Here is a 19717-nt window from a genome sequence, read left to right on the forward strand (position 1 = left end):
GCGGTATTGACGCCTGATGTCGGGAACCTTTCGCCCGGAGGGTCCATCAGCCCCGGCCCGTTCCGGAGCCTGGCGACAGGGCCGACGGCGAGCGGGCCGGAGGCCGCGCCCCACCGCATCCGGAACCGGGCCGCCACCCGAGGTGAGCGTCTCCCCCGGTTCGACGGCGCGCGCCCGCCCGTCCGGCTCGTACCGCTTCGCCCAGTACGGCCACGCCCCGCAGCCCGGCGCCCGCAGCCCCTCGGGGCGCCAGGCGGGCGCCGGGGGCCTCCCGCTCGCGGTCGAACTCCCGCCGGGCGGCCGGGGCGAAGTGGGGGTCGCCGCGGTGGCCGTTGCCGGTGCCGGCGTCCACCGGCCGTCCGGCTCGCAGTCGGCCACGCACCCCGACGGCCGAGGCTCCGCCCGACGGGCGCTCGCCCGGCGCGGGTCGAGCCGGGCGAGCGCAGCGGCGAGCAGCTGCTGCATCGCGTCACACCAGGCCGCACGCCGGGGGCGCGCGGCCAACCTCTCCGTGCGCCCGCGCGCGGCACTCCGCCCCGGCGCGAACGAGTGTTCCGTGAAAGCGTTTCCCGTACGAACCGGCGCGTGACTTGCACCCCGGGTCACCCGTTGTCCTCGTTGAGCCGGTGACCCGCCGGACTCGCTCACGCACCGAATTCCGAGGAGCCACCCGTGCCGCGCATGCTCGACGTCAGCGATGACGTACGCGCCGAGATCGGCGACGCAGAAGCCGAACGGCTGCTCGCCGGAGAGAACACCCCGGGCCACTACGACTGCACGTCGTGCCGCACCCCGGGCGACTCGGAACAGGAACGCACCAGCACCGTCCTGTTCGTCGGCGACGAAACAGCCGTCCTGGCCTTCGCCCACGCCACCTGCCTGCCCTCCCAGATCGTCAAGGTCGCGGAGGAGCAGCTCCAGGGGGCGGTCCGCTCCATCAACGCCGACGGCTCCGGCGCCGCCCCCGCCCCTGAGCAGGCCGTCCTCGGCGTGACCAGCGGGCTCGTCCTGATCGACGGTGAGCTGCACCCCGCCCTGGTGGTGGAGCCGACCGGGCCGATCGTCCGCCCGGGCTCCGGCGGCACCGAGGACGCCTTCCTGAACCTCCTGGCCGAGCAGGGCTTCGCGCCGTGCCCGACGGTGGAGCAGGTCCCGCCGGTGCTGCACGGCTGGTCGGTACTGCTGGCCGTGGGCCAGCTGCACGCGGTCCTCCAGCCGGGGCCGGAGTCCGGCGCCCCGGTCGCCTGGTGGCAGGCCCACCAGCCGCTCCAGGTGGCCGACAGCTGGCGAGCGGCGGCCAACAAGAGCCAGACCGTGCTGGTCTACGCGGCTCCCGCCGGCTCCATCGGCCAGCAGCCCCGGGAGGACCTGCTGCGGGACGCGCTGGACCGTGCGGCGGCCCACGGACGCCTGATCGCCGCGGCGATGCCGCTCGCCGGCACCTGAGGGTTCCGCGGGCCCGCCGGTCCCCACCCGGCGGCGCGGTCCGCCCCGTACCCGCGATGAAGCACGGCCCGCGCCCGCATCCCCTGGGCCGCGGGGTCGTTTGGACGTGTGTGCACGCTTACGACCCCTCCCGCTCCCGGCCGCTGCCGCCGTCGTCCATCCCGTCCATGCGCCCCGCGCGGGATCTGATCGATGGCCGCTCGTCCACGCCGATCTACGACGCGCTGTACGCGGAGTACCGCCGGTCCTTCCGCGCGCTGCCCGGGGACCGCAGCGGCGAGGAGGATCTACGGTTCCACGCGTTCGGGGGGCCGCACGGCCTTCGCCGCCCGCCCCAGGAACCGCATCCGGGCCACGAGGAGCGTGCCGGCGGGAGCTGGACGCCGCCCTCCCGCCGGCACGCGGCTCCGGCGCTGCCACCGGCGCCGCCGCGCTGGGAGCGTCAGTAGCGTTCCGGGAGCCCCCTCCAGGTGGCGCACGCGTGAGAGGGGCCCGCCGATCCCGGCGGGCCCCTCTCACGTCTGCCGTGGCCGGGGCGGGCCCGGCGCGCGGCTACTTCTTGCGGCCGCGCTTCTCGCGGACCCGGACCGAGATCTTGATCGGGGTGCCCTCGAAGCCGAACTCCTCACGCAGGCGGCGCTCGACGAACCGGCGGTAGCCGTGCTCGATGAAGCCGGAGGCGAAGAGGACGAACCGGGGCGGCTTGGTGCCGGCCTGGGTGCCGAAGAGGATGCGGGGCTGCTTGCCGCCGCGCACCGGGTGCGGGTGGGAGGAGACCAGCTCGCCGAGGAAGGCGTTGAGGCGCCCGGTGGGCACCCGGGTCTCCCAGCCCGCGAGGGCCGTCTCGATGGCGGGGACCAGGCGCTCCATGTGGCGCCCGGTGGTGGCGGAGACGTTGACCCGGGGGGCCCAGGCGATCTGCGCCAGCTCCGTCTCGATCTCCCGCTCCAGGTAGTAGCGGCGCTCCTCGTCGAGGGTGTCCCACTTGTTGTAGGCGACGACGATGGCGCGGCCCGCCTCGACGGCCATGGTGACGATCCGCTGGTCCTGGACGCTGATGGACTCGCCGGCGTCGATCAGGATGACGGCGACCTCGGCCTTCTCGACGGCGGCGGCCGTGCGCAGCGAGGCGTAGTAGTCGGCGCCCTGCTGGAGGTGGACCCGCTTGCGGATACCGGCGGTGTCCACGAACTTCCAGGTGACGCCGCCGAGTTCGATCAGCTCGTCGACCGGGTCGCGGGTGGTGCCCGCCAGTTCGTTGACGACCACGCGGTCCTCGCGGGCCACCTTGTTGAGCAGCGAGGACTTGCCGACGTTGGGCCGGCCGATCAGGGCGATCCGGCGGGGGCCGCCGGGGGCGGCGCCGCCGAAGGTCTGCGCGGGCGCGTCGGGCAGCGCCTCGATGACGGCGTCCAGCATGTCGCCGGTGCCCCGGCCGTGCAGCGCCGAGACGGGGTGCGGCTCGCCGAGGCCCAGCGACCAGAGCATGGCCGCGTCGGCCTCGCCGGAGGGGCCGTCGACCTTGTTGGCGCAGAGCACGACGGGCTTGCCGGCCTTGCGCAGCAGCCGCACCACGGCGGTGTCGGTGTCGGTGGCGCCGACGGAGGCGTCGACGACGAAGACGACCGCGTCGGACGCCTCGATGGCGTACTCGGCCTGGGCGGCGACGGAGGCGTCGATGCCGAGGACGTCCTGCTCCCAGCCGCCGGTGTCGACCAGCTTGAACCGGCGCCCGGCCCATTCGGCCTCGTAGGTGACGCGGTCGCGGGTGACGCCGGGCTTGTCCTCGACGACGGCCTCGCGGCGGCCGATGATCCGGTTGACCAGAGTCGACTTGCCGACGTTCGGGCGGCCGACGACGGCGAGCACCGGGAGGGGGCCGTGGCCGGCCTCCCCGATGGCGTCCTCGACGTCGTCGACGTCGAAGCCCTCTTCCGCGGCCAGCTCCATGAACTGCGCGTACTCGGCTTCGCCAAGCTCTCCGTGCTCGTCGCCGGAGATGTGGTGGTCGTTCATGAAGTCCGTTCCTTCGTACTGCGCCGGCCGCTTCGTCGCGCCGACCGCGTCGTCGATGGGCCGCCTCGGGCGGACCACTGCTTCAAGTCTTACCTGGGTGTGTCTGAAAAATCCTGCGCCGCGGACGCTGTGCGGGATCGTCCAGGCGCCCCCTGGCGTCCGGTCAGACGCCTGGCGTTGTTCAGGTGCGCCCGCAGCTCACCCTGGATGCGGACCGTGGCCTCGTCGAGCGCCTTGCGGGTGCGGCGGCCGGAGCCGTCCCCCGCCTCGAACGCGTCGCCGAACACCACGTCGACCCGGGAGCGCAGCGGCGGCAGGGCCTTGACCAGGCGGCCCGGCCGGTCCGCTCCGCCGAGGACGGCCACCGGGACGACCTGGGCACCGCTGCGGACCGCGAAGTAGGCGAGGCCCGCGCGGAGCGAGGCGAAGTCGCCCTCGCCCCGGGTGCCCTCGGGGAAGATCCCGAGGACGCCGCCGGCCTTGAGGACGCCGAGCGCGTCGGTGACGGCCGCCCGGTCGGTGGTCTCCCGGTCGACCTTGAGCTGGCCGATCCCCCGCAGGAACGGGTCGAGCGGGCCGACGAAGGCTTCCTTCTTGATCAGGAAGTGCACCGGCCGCGGAGCCGTCCCCATCAGCATGGGGCCGTCGATCATGTGGCTGTGGTTGACCGCGAGGATCACCGGCCCGGCCGAGGGTACCCGCCAGGCACCCAGCACGCGGGGACGCCACAGTCCGTACATCAGGCCGATGCCGATGCCCCGGCCGACGGCGGCGCCGCGCTCCGAGGGGAAGGTGTCGGCCGTCACCGGACCGCTCGCTTCTCCTCGACGAGGGTGACGACGCACTCGATGACCTGCTGGAGGGTGAGGTCGCTGGTGTCGACCTCGACCGCGTCGTCCGCCTTGGCGAGCGGTGAGGTCTTGCGCCCGGAGTCGGCCGCGTCACGCCGCAGCAGCGCCTCGCGAGTGGCCTCCAGGTCGGCGGCCTCCTTGCCCTTCAGCTCGCCGCTGCGGCGGGCCGCGCGGGCCTCGGGGGAGGCGGTCAGGAAGACCTTGAGGTCGGCGTCGGGGAGCACGGTCGTACCGATGTCACGCCCCTCTACAAGGATGCCGCCCTCGGCCCCGACGGCGATGGACCGCTGAAGCTCGGTGATCAGGGTGCGCACCCGGGGCACCGCGGAGACGGCGGAGACCTTGGAGGTGACCTCCTGGGTACGGATCGGGCCGGAGACGTCGACGCCGTCGACCGTGATGGTCGGCGCCAGCGGGTCGGTACCGGAGACGATCTCCGGCTTGGCGGCCGCGTCCGCGACCGCCTCGGCGTCGGAGGTGTCGATGCCGTTCTCCACCATCCACCAGGTGATCGCCCGGTACTGGGCCCCGGTGTCGAGGTAGCGGAGCCCCAGCGCCGACGCGACGGCCTTGGAGGTGCTCGACTTGCCCGTACCGGAGGGACCGTCGATGGCGACGATGACTGCCGGAACGGTCCGGGGGGCGGTTTCCACGCTGTCTCCTGATACGGATGGCTGCACGACGCTCCCAGGTTACTGGGTCCGGGGGCCCCTCCCGTCCGGCGGGGCGGCGGGGAACGGTCACCCGGACGGGGGTACGGCGCGACCGGTCCCGGTCAGGCGCGCAGGGACCAGCCGCGCTCGGCGAGGCCGAGCCTCAGCGCGCCCACGGCGGCCGGCTCGACCATGAGCTGGACCAGGCCGGCCTGCTGCCCGGCGGCGTGCTCGATGCGGACGTCCTCGATGTTGACGCCGGCCCGCCCGGCGTCGGCGAAGATCCGCGCCAGCTCGCCCGGCTGGTCGGAGATGAGGACGGTGACGGTCTCGTAGGCGCGGGGGGCGGCGCCGTGCTTGCCCGGGACCCGGATCTGCCCGGCGTTGCCGCGGCGCAGCAGCCGCTCGACGCCCTCGGCGCCCTCGCGGCGCCGCTCGGGGTCGCCGGACTCCAGGGCGCGCAGCGCGGCGACGGTCGCCGCCAGGTCCTCGGCGAGCGCGCCGAGCAGGTCGGCGACGGGCCCGGGGTTGGCGGAGAGGATATCGATCCACATCCGCGGGTCGGAGGCGGCGATGCGGGTGACGTCGCGGATGCCCTGCCCGCAGAGGCGTACGGCGCTGTCGTCGGCGTGCTCCAGCCGGGCCGCGACCAGGCCGGAGACGAGGTGCGGCATGTGCGAGACGAGGGCGACGGCGCGGTCGTGGGCGTCGGCGTCCATGACGACGGGGACGGCCCGGCAGAACGAGATCAGTTCGAGGGCGAGGTTGAGCACCTCGGTGTCGGTCTCCGGGGTGGGGGTGAGGACCCAGGGCCGCCCCTCGAAGAGGTCGGCGGTGGCGGCGAGGGGGCCGGACCGCTCACGGCCCGACATGGGGTGGCTGCCGAGGTAGCCGGAGAGGTCCAGGCCGAGGACGGCCAGCTCGCGGCGGGGGCCGCCCTTGACGCTGGCCACGTCGAGGTAGGCGCGGGCCAGGCCGGACCGCATGGCGTCGGCGAGCGTGGCGGCGACGTGGGCGGGCGGTACGGCGACCACCGCGAGGTCGACCTGCCCGGGCGGCTCCTCGGCGCTCCCGGCCCCGAGCCCGGCCGCGGTCCTGGCCTGCCCCGGGTCCGCGTCCGCGAGATACACCGCGACGCCCCGCTCGGCGAGGGTCAGCGCGATGGAGGTGCCGATCAGGCCGGTACCGATGACGAGGGCGGTTCTCACGGGGCGTCCTTGCGGGGGTGCGCGTGCGGGGTCGCCGCTCAGCGTAGCCGCGCACGGGGGTGCGGCGGTCCGCGCGCCCTCCGGCATACGTACGGAGGAAGGCGGGGTACCGGTGGACGGCGGCGGGAGAACCCCCTGGGAGGCGGGGAGCCGGTGCCGGTCCGGGAGCACACGGTCGTGTCCCGGGTGTTGGGCTCGCGCGCCTCCGGCCCGGCCACCGAGGAGTCCGGCACCGGCCGCCGGGGCGTCTACGTGGCGCCCACCCCGTGGTTCTGGGGCTTCTCCCGGCCTCGGCCCGTCCGGACGGCCCGCAGGAGGGCTTCGGGCGGGGTCACCGTCACTGGGTGCCGTCCCACAGGGCGCCCAGGGCCAGCAGCTCGTCGCGGTGTTCCACGTGGTCGGTCCAGTCGGCGGGCCAGGCCGCCGCGCCGAGGCGGGCCCCGGCGAAGGCGCCCGCGAGGCAGGCGATCGAGTCGGAGTCGCCGGCGGTGCAGGCGCCCCGGCGCAGGGCGGTCAGGGGCTCGTCGGGGAAGAGCAGGTAGCACTGGAGGGCGGTGGCGAGGGCCTCCTCGGCGATCCAGCCCTCGCCGGTGGTCAGGCACGGGTCGGTCTCGGGCGACGGGGCGTCGAGCGCGGCGCGGAGCCGGTCGAGGGCGGCGAGGCAGTCGTCCCAGCCGCGTGCGATGAAGTGGACGGGGTCGGGGTCCTGGGCCCGCCGCCACAGGTCGCCGAGCCACTGGTGGTGGTAGCGGGTGCGCTGGTCGAGGGCGTACGAGCGGAGCAGCCCGGCCAGGGCGGCGGGGTCGGCGCCGTCGGCGAGGAGGCGGACGGTGTGCGCGGTGAGGTCGCTGGCGGCCAGGGCGGTGGGATGGCCGTGGGTCAGCGCGGACTGGAACTGGGCGGCACCGGCGCGAGTGTCGGCGGTGAGGCCGGGGACGAGGCCGATCGGGGCGACGCGCATGTTGGCCCCGCACCCCTTGGAGCCGGTCTGGCTGGCGTCGGCCCAGGCGAGGCCGGGCCGCTCCAGCTCCGCGCAGGCGGTGAGGCAGGTCCGGCCGGGGGCGCGGTTGTTGTCGGGCGAGCGGTACCAGGCGGTGAACTCGGCGCGCAGTGGCCCTTCGAGGCGGGCGGCGTCGAGCGGGCCGCCGTCCAGGGTGTCGCGCAGGGCGCGGGCGAGGGCCAGCGTCATCTGGGTGTCGTCGGTGATGTACGCGGGCCGGGGCAGGGCCATCTCGCGCCAGGGGCCGCAGGTGGCGAGGATTGCGGGGACGTCGTCGAACTCGGTGGGCAGGCCCAGGGCGTCGCCGAGGGCGAGGCCGAGCAGGGCGCCGGTGGCCGGTCGCTTCATGAGCGGGGTCCTTCGGGGTGTGTCAGGGGCGGGTGGAGCCGGGCGGCGGGGCCGGCGCGGTACAGGGCGGCGGGCTTGCCGCGCCCGCCGGTGAGCCGGGCCGGGCCGGGGGCGGGGGTGGTGAAGCCGGGGGTGCCGAGGACCTTGCGGCGGAAGTTGGCCGGGTCGAGGGCGGTGCCCCAGACGGCCTCGTAGACGCGGCGCAGCTCGCCGAGGGTGAAGGCGGGCGGGCAGAAGGCGGTGGCGGCCGGGGTGGTCTCCAGCAGGGCGCCGACACGGCGGTGTGCGTCGGCCAGGATGCGGTCGTGGTCGAAGGCGAGCGGCCCGGCCTCGGTGTACGGCAGGCACAGGGCGCGGGCGGCGTCGGTGCCCGCGCGGGGTTCGGGCAGGCCGGGGACGAGGGCGGTGTGGGCGAGGGAGACGACCCGCATGCGGGGGTCGCGGTCCGGGTCGCTGTAGGCGCCGACCTCTTCGAGGCGGAAGCCGCCCGCCACGCCGGTCTCCTCGGCCAGTTCGCGCCGGGCGGCCTCGGCGGCGGACTCACGGGGCCGCAGGAAGCCGCCGGGGAGGGCCAGCCGGCCGCGGTAGGGCTCCTCGCCGCGCTCGACGAGGACGACCTCCAGGACGCCGCCGCGCACGGTGAAGACGGCGAGGTCGACGGCGACCGCGAACGGCTCGTACCGGCGCTTGTCGTAGGTCACGCTCCCCCACCCCTTCTTTTATGGTCATGCAGACCATAAAAGATCCGGGCGGCGGAGGGAAGGCTTCCGCGCCGAACGCCCGTACCCCGGAACGGCCGATGACCGGCTCCCGCCAGGGGAACCGGTCATCGCGTGCCAGGCCGGCCGGACGGCCGACGGGGGGCGAGCCCTACAGCTCGACCTCCTTCATCAGCATCCCGACCTCGGTGTTGCTCAGCCGCCGCAGCCAGCCGGACTTCTGGTCGCCGAGGGTGATCGGGCCGAAGGCGACCCGCACCAGCTTGTCGACCGGGAAGCCGGCCTCGGCCAGCATCCGGCGGACGATGTGCTTGCGGCCCTCGTGCAGGGTCACCTCGACCAGGTAGTTCTTGCCGGTCTGCTCGACCACCCGGAAGTGGTCGGCGCGGGCGTACCCGTCCTCCAGCTGGACACCGTCCTTGAGCCGCTTGCCCAGGTCGCGCGGGATGGGCCCGACGATGTGCGCCAGGTAGGTCTTCTGCACTCCGTACTTGGGGTGGGTCAGACGGTGCGCCAGCTCGCCGTGGTTGGTGAGGAGGATGACGCCCTCGGTCTCGGTGTCGAGCCGCCCCACGTGGAAGAGGCGGGTCTCCCGGTTGGTGACGTAGTCGCCCAGGCACTGCCGGCCGTCGGGGTCCTCCATGGTGGAGACGACGCCGGCGGGCTTGTTGAGCGAGAAGAACTGGTACGACTGCGTGGCGACGGTGAGGCCGTCGACCTTGATCTCGTCGTTCTCCGGGTCGACCCGCAGGCCCTGCTCCAGGACGATCTCGCCGTTGACCTCGACGCGGGCGTCCTCGATCAGCTCCTCGCAGGCACGCCGCGAGCCGTAACCGGCGCGGGCCAGCACCTTCTGCAGGCGCTCGCCCTCGTTGCCCGGGGCCGCCTGGCGGGGCGGGGTCTTCTTCTCGTTGTACCGGTCGCGGTTGCGCTCCTCCGCCCGGGCGTCGTACTCGCGCGAGCGCGCCGGAGCGGTGCGGTTCCGCCCGCGCTGCTGCTGTCCCTGCTTCGGACCGCCCTTGGCCCCGCCGCGCGCCGTGTCGCCGCGGCCCTTGCGGGCACCGCCGCCCTCGCCGCCGGAACCGCCGACGTCGTAGCGGCGCTCCTCGGGGCGGGGGCTGCCCGGCCGCTTCTGCTGCTTGCCGCCGCGTCCGCCGCCCGAGCCCTTCTGGTTGCCTCGTCCGCTGTTCCTGCCGCTGCTTGTCATCAGAGTTCCGTCAGTCGTTCCGTCGTCGTCATGGAGCCTTCGCCCGGTTCCGGAGCGTCCGGATCGAACGAGGGCATGGCTTCCTGCGTCTCGGCCTCGATGGCGTCCGCCTCGGGGAGGAAGGGCGCCAGCTCGGGGAGCTCGTCCAGACCGCGCAGGCCCATCCGCTCCAGGAAGTAGGTGGTCGTGGTGTACAGGATCGCACCTGTTTCGGGTTCCGCGCCCGCCTCCTCGACCAGACCTCGCTGGAGGAGGGTGCGCATGACCCCGTCGCAGTTCACGCCGCGGACCGCGGCGACCCGTGAACGGCTCACCGGCTGACGGTAGGCGACGACCGCCAGGGTCTCCAAGGCGGCCTGGGTCAGCCGGGCCTGCTGCCCGTCGAGCGCGTGCGCCTCGACCGCCGCCGCGTAGGCGGGCCGGGTGAAGAAACGCCAGCCGCCGGCCACCATCCGCAGCTCGAAACCGCGCCCCTGGCGGGTGTACTCCTCGGCCAGTTCGGTCAGCGCCTCGGCGACGGCCCGCCGGTGGCGGCCGGTGACCCTGGCCAGGTGGTCGACGGTGGCCGGCTCGTCGACCACCATCAGCACCGCCTCCAGGGCGGGCTTCAGCTCCAGTGCGGCGGCGCCGTCCGGCCGCGCCGGGTGCTCCTGGCTCACGCGTCCTCCTCGTTCGGTGCGGCGGGCGGCTCGGACGGGCGGTCGAACGCGTCGGTGACGTGCGGCGCCGCCTGGCCGGCCCCACTCCAGGAGACCAGCAGTTCCCCCAGCGGCTCCTCCTGGTCGAGCGTGACGGCCTTGTCGCGGTACAGCTCCAGCAGGGCCAGGAAGCGGGCCACCACGGTCAGCGTGCCCTCCGCGTCGGCGACCAGCTCGGCGAAGCTGGTCCGGCCCGCCGCGCGCAGCCGGGCCACCACCACCTCGGCCTGCTCCTGGACGGAGACGAGCGGGGCGTGGATGTGCTCGACGTGGACCTGCGGCTCGGGGCGCGGCCGCATCGCCTTGACCGCCAGCCGCGCGAAATCCTCGGGGCCGATCCTGATGACCACCTCCGGCAGCAGCGCGGCGTGGTGCGGCTCCAGACCGACGGCGCGCGGGTACCGGCGGGCCTCCTCGGCGAGCCGCTCCTCGAAGATCTCGGCGATCCGCTTGTACGCGCGGTACTGGAGCAGCCGGGCGAAGAGCAGGTCGCGGGCCTCCAGGAGGGCGAGGTCCTGCTCGTCCTCGACCTCGGCGGCGGGCAGCAGCCGGGCCGCCTTGAGGTCGAGCAGGGTGGCCGCGACCACCAGGAACTCGGTGGTCTGGTCGAGGTCCCAGTCGGCGCCCATCGCCCTGATGTGGGCCATGAAGTCGTCGGTGACCCGGGAGAGGGCGACCTCGGTGACGTCCAGCTTGTGCTTGGAGATGAGCTGGAGCAGCAGGTCGAAGGGGCCCTCGAAGTTGGCGAGCCGCACCGTGAACCGGCCGTCGGACGGCTCGGCCTCCGCGCTCCCGCCCGGCACCGGCACGCCGGCGGGTGCCGCCTGGGCCTCGGGCATCCCCCGCCCCGCCTCCGGCCCCGCCCCGCGCGGCCCGAGCGGGCGGCGGGAGCGAGGCGGCAACGGCGCGGCGTCAGGGGCGGGCGGCATGGTGGTCCAGGAGGGCGGGGGGTGCGGGCGGAGTCCCGCACGCGCGGGCAGGCTACCCGCCCGGGGCACCGGTCGGCTCCGGCCGCGCCGGGCGGCGGTGGGAGCGCGGGCACACGGAGTGCGTGCGGGCCGGGGCCGGGTCGGTCAGCGGCCGCGCAGGCGGCGGACGAGGATGCTGGCCTCGCCGCGCGCTTCCAGGTCGGCGAGGACGACGGCCACGGCCTCGCGGACGATCCGTCCGCGGTCGACGGCGAGTCCGTGCTCGCCGCGCAGCACGAGGCGGGCGTGCTCCAGGTCCATCAGTTCCTCGGCGGAGACGTAGACGGTGATCTTCTCGTCGTGCCGTTCGCGGCCACTGGGCCTGCGAGCGGCGTTCCGTCCGCCGCGCCGCCGCTGCGGCGCGGGCTGTGCGGCCGTCCGGCCCTCCTGGGGCGGGGTGCGGCGGCCGGGCACCGGGGCGTCGTCCTCGGGGCTGCGGGCCCGGTGCTCACGCTCCAAAGGCGTTCCCGCCGCGGGCTCGGAGGCGCTGTGCTCGGCCGGCTCGTCACCGCGCGCGGGGGCGCCCGTCTCCTCGCCGGCCGGGTCGCTCTCCCCCGCGGGGGACGGCACCCGGGGCTCGCCCTGGCGGCGGGGAGTGGACGCCTGGAGTGCCGTGCCCCCCGTGGTGCGGAACAGTTCGTCGGCCCCCGGCAGACTCACTCGGCGTGACACCGGGCGAGCACCTCCCTGGCGAGCTGGCGGTAGGCGGCGGCACCGACCGAGTTCGAGGCGTAGGTCGTGATGGGTTCACCGGCGACCGTGGTCTCCGGGAAGCGGACGGTCCGGCCGATCACCGTGTGGTACACGTGGTCGTCGAACGCCTCCACGACGCGGGCGAGGACCTCTCGGCTGTGGACGGTGCGGGAGTCGTACATCGTGGCGAGGATGCCGTCGAGTTCCAGCTCCGGGTTGAGCCGCTCCTGGACCTTCTCGATGGTCTCGGTGAGCAGGGCCACGCCGCGCAGCGCGAAGAACTCGCACTCCAGCGGCACGATCACCTTGTGCGCGGCGGTCAGCGCGTTCACCGTGAGCAGGCCGAGCGAGGGCTGGCAGTCGATGACGATGTAGTCGTAGTCGGCGAGCAGGGGCTTGAGCGCCCGCTGGAGCGTCGACTCGCGCGCGACCTCGGAGACCAGCTGGACCTCGGCGGCCGACAGGTCGATGTTGCTGGGCAGCAGGTCCATGTTGGGGACCGCGGTCTTCAGCAGCACCTCGTCGGCGGCCATCCCCCGCTCCATGAGCAGGTTGTAGACGGTGAGGTCCAGCTCCATCGGGTTGACCCCGAGGCCGACCGAGAGGGCGCCCTGCGGGTCGAAGTCGACCAGCAGGACCCGGCGGCCGTACTCCGCGAGCGCGGCGCCGAGGTTGATGGTCGACGTGGTCTTGCCGACGCCGCCCTTCTGGTTGCACATCGCGATGATCTTCGCGGGGCCGTGGTCGTTCAGCGGCCCGGGGATGGGGAAGTACGGCAGCGGGCGCCCGGTCGGGCCGATGCGCTCGCGGCGCTGACGGGCGGCGTCCGGGGCGAGCGTGGCCGCGTACTCGGGATCGGGCTCGTATTCGGCGTCCGGGTCGTAGAAGTGGCCCTCGGGCAGTTCTGCGTCCGCGGCGAAGCGGGATGCGTCATCGCCGCTCCGGTCGCCGGCCATGGCGTTCACGTGATGGCCATCCATGCTCTGGTGTGCTGTCTGCGTCGTCTGGGGGGCCTGTCGGGCTGCGAAGGTGCGGACAGCTATGGAGCCGACAGCCTCCGGCCCCGTGGGGTCCGAACCCCTCGTAGGCATTCCTGGCCGGGCACCCCTGGGAGTAAATGTCGACTCATTCACAAGTCGTCTTACCTCCTTGGTGACCAGGAAACTTCTAGATAGGTCAGCGTGGCACCATGCCGACGGTTGGCGACTCTATGGCGTGTCACCGCTTCGCAGCAACACAATCCACCGGACCCGGCCCGATGTGTCGGCAACCGAACACCTCGCTGTCAAGGGCGCGCACGCGACGCACAGGGGGCGAGCGGGACATTTCCCCGGGTGGGCGAATCGGGTAAAGGGTTATGTTCACCGCGAGTTGACCCGGCATCCGGCATACCCAGGGTCCCACCACGGCATGCCCGCGGCCGGACCCCGTCCACAAGGTCCGGCCGCGGGCGTGAGATTGACGACGCGTATTGACGGGTGCGCGCCTGCGCGATCAGCCGAGGAGGGGCGCGAGTTCGGCGTGCTCCAGGCCGTGCGCCTCGGCCACCCCGCGGTGGACGACCTTGCCGTCATGGGTGTTGAGCCCCTTGGCGAGGGCCGCGTCACGGCGCAGCGCCTCGACCCAGCCGCGGTCGGCCAGCTCCAGGATGTACGGGAGGGTGGCGTTGGTCAGCGCGTGGGTGGAGGTGTTCGGCACGGCGCCGGGCATGTTGGCGACACAGTAGAAGACCGAGTCGTGGACCTGGAAGGTCGGCTCGGCATGGGTGGTCGGGTGCGAGTCCTCGAAGCAGCCGCCCTGGTCGATGGCGATGTCGACAAGGACACTTCCGGGCTTCATCCGGGAGACCAGCTCGTTGGTGACCAGCTTGGGGGCCTTGGCGCCGGGGATGAGGACGGCGCCGACGACGAGGTCGGCCTCCAGGCAGGCACGCTCCAGTTCGAAGGAGTTGGAGACCACGGTCTGCACCTTGGTACCGAAGACCGTGTCGGCCTCCTTGAGCTTGGCGATGTCCTTGTCCAGGAGCGTCACGTGGAAGCCCATACCGACCGCGATCTGGGTGGCGTTCCACCCCGAGACGCCGCCGCCGATGACGACGGCCCGGCCCGCGGCGACACCCGGGACGCCGCCCGGCAGCACCCCGCGACCGCCGGCGGCGCGCATCAGGTGGTAGGCGCCGACCTGGGGAGCGAGGCGGCCCGCGACCTCGGACATCGGGGCGAGCAGCGGCAGGCGGCGGTCGGCGGTCTCGACCGTCTCGTAGGCGATGGCCGTGGTGCCCGAGGCGAGCAGGGCGTCGGTGCAGGGGCGCGAGGCGGCCAGGTGGAGGTAGGTGAAGAGGGTCTGGTCCTTGCGGAGCCGGCGGTACTCCTCCTCGACCGGCTCCTTGACCTTGAGCAGCAGGTCGGCGCCGGCCCAGACCTCGTCGGCGGTGGGCAGGATGCTGCCGCCCGCCGCCACGTACTCGGCGTCGGTGATCGACGAGCCGAGGCCGGCACCCTGCTGGACGTGGACCTCGTGGCCGTGGCGGACCAGCTCGTGCACACCGGCCGGCGTGATGGCCACCCGGAACTCGTTGTTCTTGACTTCGCTGGGGATGCCAACCTTCATCGTCGATCACGGTCCTTGACTCTGATGGGGACAGGAGGGTGGATTCCCGGCCGCAACAGGGCGCACCGGAAGACACCGCGAACCAACGCGGCGCAGCCAGTCTAATTAAGGATTTCCCGCTGTCTAGCCTTGGAAGCGACCCACTTTTCCGCGAAGCGCTACGGATTTCGCAGGTAAACGGCTCCGGCGCCCTGGATCGCCCCTTCTCCGGAGGCCTCCGGGTCCTCAGCCGTCGGCACCGGCTCACGGGGGCCGTCGGCCACGCCGGGCTCTCCCGGCTCCGGGGCCCCGGCGACCTCGTCGCTCCGCCCGGCGGCCGGCTCCGTCGCGCCCTCGTCCGTCCCGGCCGGGGCCAGCAGTTGCCCGGCGGCGGCACGGTGCAGTGCGGCGGCGGCCGGATCGCCGAGCCGCTCCAGGGTGTCGGCCAGCCGCAGCCGCAGCGCCGCCAGCAGCCGGTCGTCGCCCGCCTCGCGGGCCCACTGGACCGCCTCCTGGCAGGTGCGCAGCGACTCCTGGGGGCGCCCGGCGTACTCCTGGACCCGGGCCTGCTCGCTCAACGCCCGTGCGCGGCCCGCCACATCACCGCACCTGCGGTACGCGGCGACCGCCGCCCGCCACTGCCGCAGCGCCTCGCCGTACCGCCCGGCGTAGGTGTGGACGGTGCCGAGCCGGCCGTAGACGCGGGCGGCGTCGGCGTGCTCGCCGCGGGCCAGCCGCTCGGTGAGGGCGCGGCCGTACCAGTCGGCGGCGCGCGGCCAGTCCTCCAGGGACTGGTACGACCCCGCCACCGATTCCATCGCGCGCCCGGCGGCCACCGCGTCGCGGGCCTCGCGGGCCGCGTCCAGCGCCGCCCGGTAGCGGACCAGCGCCTGCCGGGTGCGGCCGGTGGAGGCGTCCAGGTCGGCGAGGTTCAGCAGCGCCGCCGCCTTCTCGCGGGGCAGCCGGCGGCGCTCGGCCACGTCCAGCACCAGGCCGTGCACCGGGTACAGGTCGGGAGCGGACCCGGCCGCGCCCCGGTGGGCGATCATCGCGCGGACGATCGCGGCGAGCAGACGGCGCGCGAGGGTGTCCAGCTCACCGTCGGCGACGGCCAGGCGCGCCGAGGCGAGCAGCGCGCCGCGTGAGCGCTCCAGCCAGGCCGCGCCCGCCTCGGCGGTGTCGAAGCGAAGAGCCCGTGGCAGGGCGGCGAGCGCCACCCTGGCGGGGGCGCCCTCCGGGTCGGTGACGGCGCGGCAGGAGTGCAGCAGCCGGACGGTGCGCTCCAGCATCCGGGCCCGGGCCAGCTGGAGTTCGGCGGGCCGCTCGTGGTCGTCGGCGAGGTCGCGCAGGACCGGCTGGAGGCAGGAGGGCACGGTCCAGCGCGGCTCGTCGCCCGACTCCAGGCCCGGTTCGGGGCGCAGGAAGCCGAGGGCGGCCAGGTCGCCCAGGGTGGTGCGGACCGCCGGGAGCGAGGCACCGGCCAGCGCGGAGGCGGTGTGCGCGTCGACCTGCCCGGCGGGGGCGAAGGAGAGCAGGCGCAGCGTACGGGCGGCGGTGGCCGGCAGCGCGTCGTGGCACAGCCGGGCGGTCCGGGGCAGTTCGCCGGTGCCGCCCGGGCCGTCGGCGGGCGCCTGCTCGAGCCGGTGGGCGAGATCGGCCACGGAGATCTTGGGGTGGGCCGCGAGGTACCCCCCGGCCAGCACCAGGGCGGCGGGCTGCGCGCCGCACCGCTCGATCAGGCTGTCGGCGGCGCGCGGATCGACGGTCAGCCGGACCTCGCCCGCCCGGCTCTCCAGCAGGGCGTGGGCGTCGGGGGCGTCGAGGCCGCCGAGCGCGCAGGGCCGCACTCCGGTGAGGCCGGTGAGCGGGCCCCGGGCGACGGCGACGAAAAGCAGGTCGGCGGTGCCCTCGCCCTCGGGCATGAGCGGGTCCACCTGTTCCGCCGAGGCGGCATCGTCCAGCAGGACGAGCAGGCGGCGGCCGGTGAGTTCCCGGCGCAGGGCGTGGGTGAGGTCGTCGTCGCCGGCGCCGGGGGCGGTGCGGGCACCGAGGCCGTCGAGCAGCAGCCGGGCCGCCTCCCCCTCCGTCAGGGCGGTGCCGTCGACGGAGGTCAGACGGGCCCGCAGGACGCCGTCGGGGTAGCGGTCGGCGAGGGAGGCGGCGAGGTGCCCGGCCAGCGCGGAGCGGCCGGAGCCGGGGGCGCCCGCGATGAGCAGGACCCGGGGGCGCGGGGCGCCGCGTCCGGCGATGGTGTCGAGGCCGGCCCGGTCGATCTCGGCGCGCAGTTCCCTCAGCTCTCTGCCGCGCCCGAAGAAGGCGGGGCGGGGCGCGCCGGGCGACGGGCTCCCGCCCGGCGCCTGGGGGCCGCTGGTGCCGACGACCTGGTCCGTCACGGGCCACACTCCCGTTCGCTGCGCACACGTGCCCCGCCGGGGACCTGACGGGGCGTCGACGAGCCTAGTTCACGCTCCGCAGTCACCCGGCTCGAGCGTGGCGGGATTGTCGCCCGATCGGATCAACGGATCGTCGGACCGGTCAGGGTCCCGGCGACACCCGCGCGGTGAGGGCCGCGTACCCCTCGCCCCGGGGATACGCGGCCCTCGTCCATGGCCGGAGCCGGGGTTCAGGAGGCGAAGGGACGGGCGGGCCACTCGGCCTCGGCGGGCCGCAGGGCGTCCAGGCCGCCCTCGGTGGCCCGGGCGGCGGTCAGCGCGAAGGCGGCGAGGACCAGGCAGCTGTTGTGCAGCTCGCCCGCGAGGGCGCCCCGGACCAGCTCGGGCAGGGCTACGGTGGCCAGCTCCATGTCGGCCTCCTCGTCGGAGGCGGCGTACTTCTCGCCGTCGGCCGGGGAGAGCCGGCGGGCCAGGAAGATCCGTACCGCCTCGTCGCAGCCGCCGGGCGTCGGGTAGAAGTCGGTGAGCACCCGCCAGTCCTCGGCCTTCAGGTACGCCTCCTCGTACAGCTCGCGCTGGGCGGCGTGGAGCGGGTTCTCGCCGGGGACGTCGAGGAGCCCGGCGGGGATCTCCCAGAGCTTCTGCCGCACCGCGTGGCGGTACTGGCGCAGGACCACGACGCGGTCCTCGTCGTCCAGGGCGAGGATGGCGACGGAGCCGGGGTGGACCTGGTAGTCGCGGTCGGCCACCGCGCCGTCCGGCATCCGTACGGTGTCGGTGCGCATCGAGGTCTTGGCGCCCCGGAAGGGCGTGGTGCTCTCCAGGACCGGCCAGTGTGCGGCGGTGTCGGTGAGCCGCCCGTCGCGGGGCGGCGCGGTGCTGTCGGTGAGGTGGGAGGAGGTGCCCATGTGCCGTGTTCCGTTCACGCGTCGTCCGGTCGGTCGGCGCGGTGGTGCGGCAGCGCGCCGGGGCACGGACCACGTCGGTCCGTGCCCCGGCAACGTTAGCGCTCCCCCGCGGTGTGCCTACGCCTGCTCCGCGGCGCCCACCTTTCGGGCGACGGCGGCCTTGACCAGCCCGGCGAAGAGCGGGTGGGGCCGGGTCGGGCGGGAGCGGAGTTCCGGGTGGGCCTGGGTGGCGACCAGGAAGGGGTGGACCTCGCGCGGGTACTCGACGTACTCGACGAGCTTGCCGTCCGGGGAGAGGCCGGAGAACTGCAGCTGGGCCTTCTTCTCCAGCTCCGCGCGGTAGGCGTTGTTCACCTCGTAGCGGTGGCGGTGGCGCTCCTCGACGTACTCCTTGCCGTCGTACGCCTCGCGGACCAGGGAGCCCTCGGCGAGCTTCGCCGGGTACATGCCGAGCCGCATGGTGCCGCCCATGTCGCCCTCGCCGGCGACGATGTCGAGCTGCTCGGCCATGGTGGAGACGACCGGGTGGGCGGTGGCCGGGTCGAACTCGGTGGAGTTGGCGTCGGTGATGCCGGCCAGGTTCCGGGCGGCCTCGATGACGATGCACTGCAGGCCCAGGCAGAGGCCCAGCAGCGGGATGCCGTGCTCACGGGCGTAGGCGATGGCGCCGACCTTGCCGTTGACGCCCCGGTCGCCGAAGCCGCCGGGGATGCAGATGGCATCGACGTCGCCGAGGTGCTCGCGGGCGCCGGCCTCGGTGCGGCACTCGTCGGAGGCGACCCACTTGACCTTGACACGGGCCCGGTTGGCGAAGCCGCCGGCACGCAGCGCCTCGGTCACCGACAGGTAGGCGTCGGGCAGGTCGATGTACTTCCCGACCAGGGCGACGGTGACCTCGTGGTCGGGATTGTGGACGCGGTCCAGCAGGTCGTCCCAGGTGGACCAGTCGACGTCCCGGAAGGGCAGGTCGAGCTTGCGGACGACGTAGGCGTCCAGGCCCTCGGTGTGCAGCACCTTCGGGATGTCGTAGATCGACTTGGCGTCGACGCAGGCCACCACGGCCTGGTCGTCGACGTCGCACATGAGGGAGACCTTGCGCTTGATCGACGCCGGGACCTCGCGGTCGGCGCGGAGCACGATCGCGTCGGGCTGGATGCCGATGTTGCGCAGGGCGGCGACGGAGTGCTGGGTCGGCTTGGTCTTCAGTTCGCCGGAGGGGCCGATGTAGGGCAGCAGCGAGATGTGGACGACGAAGACGTTGTCCCGGCCGACCTCGTGGCGGACCTGCCGGACGGTCTCCAGGAAGGGCAGCGACTCGATGTCGCCGACGGTGCCGCCGACCTCGGTGATGACCACGTCGACGTCGTCGGTGGCCATCCGCCGGATGCGGTGCTTGATCTCGTTGGTGATGTGCGGGATGACCTGCACGGTGTCACCGAGGTACTCGCCGCGCCGCTCCTTGGCGATGACGGTGGAGTAGACCTGGCCGGTGGTGACGTTGGCCGAGCCGTCGAGGTCGACGTCGAGGAAACGCTCGTAGTGGCCGATGTCGAGGTCGGTCTCCGCGCCGTCGTTGGTGACGAAGACCTCACCGTGCTGGAACGGGTTCATCGTTCCGGGGTCGACGTTCAGGTAGGGGTCGAGCTTCTGCATCGTGACCCGCAGACCCCGCGCCTTGAGCAGCGCACCCAGGCTGGAGGCGGTCAGGCCCTTGCCAAGCGAGGAGGCGACACCCCCGGTGACGAAGATGTGCTTGGTCGTCGAGGATGTCGAGGATCGAGTTGGCATGGCCAAGAGGGGGCTCCCGTGGTCGCGATTCGAATGCTGAAGGCGTCGGGTCCGCGGGGTGTACCCGGGTGCCGTCGCTGCGGTTGCGGGGGTCTCGGATCGCCCGGAGATGCCCACCGTCTCCACGGGCTACCAGCGTAACAGCGACCCGGGGAGACTTCTTCCGGCCACCGCTGGCCACCTTCCGCACCCTCGGGCGAAGGTTCCCGAGCGCACAGCTCCAGATACGGAC

The 19717-nt window shown here is 74.1% G+C and carries 17 protein-coding genes and 1 pseudogene; 3 read left to right on the forward strand and 15 right to left on the reverse strand.

Annotated elements, in window-relative coordinates; translation table 11 throughout:
• The first annotated feature begins 672 nt into the window (after window positions 1–672).
• Together ACSLIC_RS03875 and ACSLIC_RS03880 are read left to right on the forward strand one after the other, a co-directional pair.
• The gene (locus ACSLIC_RS03875) at window positions 673–1446 is read left to right on the forward strand and encodes a hypothetical protein (protein ID WP_436736257.1); all 774 of its coding nucleotides are present in this window, start codon (window positions 673–675) and stop codon (window positions 1444–1446) included.
• Between the two features lie 110 nt (window positions 1447–1556).
• The gene (locus tag ACSLIC_RS03880; RefSeq protein WP_436736258.1) at window positions 1557–1895 is read left to right on the forward strand and encodes a hypothetical protein; all 339 of its coding nucleotides are present in this window, start codon (window positions 1557–1559) and stop codon (window positions 1893–1895) included.
• A gap of 103 nt (window positions 1896–1998) precedes the next feature.
• On the opposite strand, the gene der is transcribed toward ACSLIC_RS03880, so the two are convergent.
• The 4 genes from der to ACSLIC_RS03900 form a co-directional block, all read right to left on the reverse strand.
• Window positions 1999–3462 (reverse strand): ribosome biogenesis GTPase Der, encoded by a 1464-nt coding sequence (gene der / locus ACSLIC_RS03885; RefSeq protein ID WP_436736259.1) that lies wholly within the window; start codon window positions 3460–3462, stop codon window positions 1999–2001.
• An 89-nt stretch (window positions 3463–3551) separates the two neighbouring features.
• Window positions 3552–4268, reverse strand: a complete 717-nt coding sequence (locus tag ACSLIC_RS03890) for a lysophospholipid acyltransferase family protein (RefSeq protein ID WP_436736260.1) — start codon at window positions 4266–4268, stop codon at window positions 3552–3554.
• Window positions 4265–4966, reverse strand: a complete 702-nt coding sequence (gene cmk, locus ACSLIC_RS03895; protein ID WP_436736261.1) for a (d)CMP kinase — start codon at window positions 4964–4966, stop codon at window positions 4265–4267. Before cmk ends, ACSLIC_RS03890 begins: the two co-directional genes overlap by 4 nt.
• A gap of 122 nt (window positions 4967–5088) precedes the next feature.
• Entirely contained in the window at window positions 5089–6174 is a 1086-nt protein-coding gene (locus ACSLIC_RS03900) for a prephenate dehydrogenase (protein WP_436736262.1), read from the reverse strand.
• Between ACSLIC_RS03900 and ACSLIC_RS03905 the strand changes: the two are divergent.
• Window positions 6155–6465, forward strand: a pseudogene (locus ACSLIC_RS03905) (hypothetical protein); the annotation flags it as partial. The gene ACSLIC_RS03900 and the pseudogene ACSLIC_RS03905 overlap by 20 nt on opposite strands.
• A gap of 46 nt (window positions 6466–6511) precedes the next feature.
• Here the strand turns inward: ACSLIC_RS03905 and ACSLIC_RS03910 are convergent.
• The 11 genes from ACSLIC_RS03910 to ACSLIC_RS03960 form a co-directional block, all read right to left on the reverse strand.
• Window positions 6512–7522 (reverse strand): ADP-ribosylglycohydrolase family protein, encoded by a 1011-nt coding sequence (locus ACSLIC_RS03910; RefSeq protein ID WP_436736263.1) that lies wholly within the window; start codon window positions 7520–7522, stop codon window positions 6512–6514.
• Window positions 7519–8223, reverse strand: coding sequence for an NUDIX hydrolase (locus ACSLIC_RS03915; RefSeq protein ID WP_436736264.1), 705 nt, complete (start codon window positions 8221–8223; stop codon window positions 7519–7521). The genes ACSLIC_RS03910 and ACSLIC_RS03915 overlap by 4 nt, the downstream gene beginning before the upstream one ends.
• A 169-nt stretch (window positions 8224–8392) precedes the next feature.
• A complete protein-coding gene (locus ACSLIC_RS03920) occupies window positions 8393–9448 on the reverse strand; it encodes a pseudouridine synthase (protein WP_436736265.1) in 1056 nt (351 codons plus the stop codon).
• Entirely contained in the window at window positions 9448–10107 is a 660-nt protein-coding gene (gene scpB, locus ACSLIC_RS03925) for an SMC-Scp complex subunit ScpB (RefSeq protein WP_436736266.1), read from the reverse strand. Before scpB ends, ACSLIC_RS03920 begins: the two co-directional genes overlap by 1 nt.
• The gene (locus tag ACSLIC_RS03930) at window positions 10104–11075 is read right to left on the reverse strand and encodes a segregation and condensation protein A (protein WP_436736267.1); all 972 of its coding nucleotides are present in this window, start codon (window positions 11073–11075) and stop codon (window positions 10104–10106) included. Before ACSLIC_RS03930 ends, scpB begins: the two co-directional genes overlap by 4 nt.
• Before the next feature lie 144 nt (window positions 11076–11219).
• Entirely contained in the window at window positions 11220–11786 is a 567-nt protein-coding gene (locus tag ACSLIC_RS03935) for a hypothetical protein (RefSeq protein ID WP_436736268.1), read from the reverse strand.
• Complete coding sequence (locus tag ACSLIC_RS03940; RefSeq protein WP_436736269.1) at window positions 11771–12898, reverse strand: ParA family protein; 1128 nt, start codon at window positions 12896–12898, stop codon at window positions 11771–11773. The genes ACSLIC_RS03935 and ACSLIC_RS03940 overlap by 16 nt, the downstream gene beginning before the upstream one ends.
• Window positions 12899–13301: 403 nt before the next feature.
• Window positions 13302–14417, reverse strand: a complete 1116-nt coding sequence (ald, locus tag ACSLIC_RS03945; RefSeq protein ID WP_436736270.1) for an alanine dehydrogenase — start codon at window positions 14415–14417, stop codon at window positions 13302–13304.
• Window positions 14418–14575: 158 nt separating this feature from the next.
• Window positions 14576–16789, reverse strand: coding sequence for a tetratricopeptide repeat protein (locus tag ACSLIC_RS03950; protein WP_436736271.1), 2214 nt, complete (start codon window positions 16787–16789; stop codon window positions 14576–14578).
• A 230-nt stretch (window positions 16790–17019) separates the two neighbouring features.
• Complete coding sequence (locus tag ACSLIC_RS03955) at window positions 17020–17697, reverse strand: NUDIX domain-containing protein (protein ID WP_436736272.1); 678 nt, start codon at window positions 17695–17697, stop codon at window positions 17020–17022.
• 117 nt (window positions 17698–17814) lie between these two features.
• Window positions 17815–19485: a CTP synthase gene (locus ACSLIC_RS03960; protein WP_436736273.1), complete on the reverse strand. Its 1671-nt coding sequence runs from the start codon at window positions 19483–19485 to the stop codon at window positions 17815–17817.
• Between the last annotated feature and the right edge of the window lie 232 nt (window positions 19486–19717).

Source organism: Streptomyces sp. BBFR102 (assembly GCF_051397025.1).
Taxonomy (GTDB): Bacteria; Actinomycetota; Actinomycetes; order Streptomycetales; family Streptomycetaceae; genus Streptomyces.

Excerpts from the sequence above, each read along its gene's own strand:
- der (WP_436736259.1), bottom strand. The coding sequence starts at position 3,462 with ATGAACGACCACCACATCTCCGGCGACGAGCACGGAGAGCTTGGCGAA.
- ACSLIC_RS03910 (WP_436736263.1), bottom strand. The coding sequence starts at position 7,522 with ATGAAGCGACCGGCCACCGGCGCCCTGCTCGGCCTCGCCCTCGGCGAC.
- ACSLIC_RS03920 (WP_436736265.1), bottom strand. The coding sequence starts at position 9,448 with ATGACAAGCAGCGGCAGGAACAGCGGACGAGGCAACCAGAAGGGCTCG.
- ACSLIC_RS03930 (WP_436736267.1), bottom strand. The coding sequence starts at position 11,075 with ATGCCGCCCGCCCCTGACGCCGCGCCGTTGCCGCCTCGCTCCCGCCGC.
- ACSLIC_RS03940 (WP_436736269.1), bottom strand. The coding sequence starts at position 12,898 with ATGCCTACGAGGGGTTCGGACCCCACGGGGCCGGAGGCTGTCGGCTCC.
- ald (WP_436736270.1), bottom strand. The coding sequence starts at position 14,417 with ATGAAGGTTGGCATCCCCAGCGAAGTCAAGAACAACGAGTTCCGGGTG.
- ACSLIC_RS03955 (WP_436736272.1), bottom strand. The coding sequence starts at position 17,697 with ATGGGCACCTCCTCCCACCTCACCGACAGCACCGCGCCGCCCCGCGAC.
- ACSLIC_RS03960 (WP_436736273.1), bottom strand. The coding sequence starts at position 19,485 with ATGCCAACTCGATCCTCGACATCCTCGACGACCAAGCACATCTTCGTC.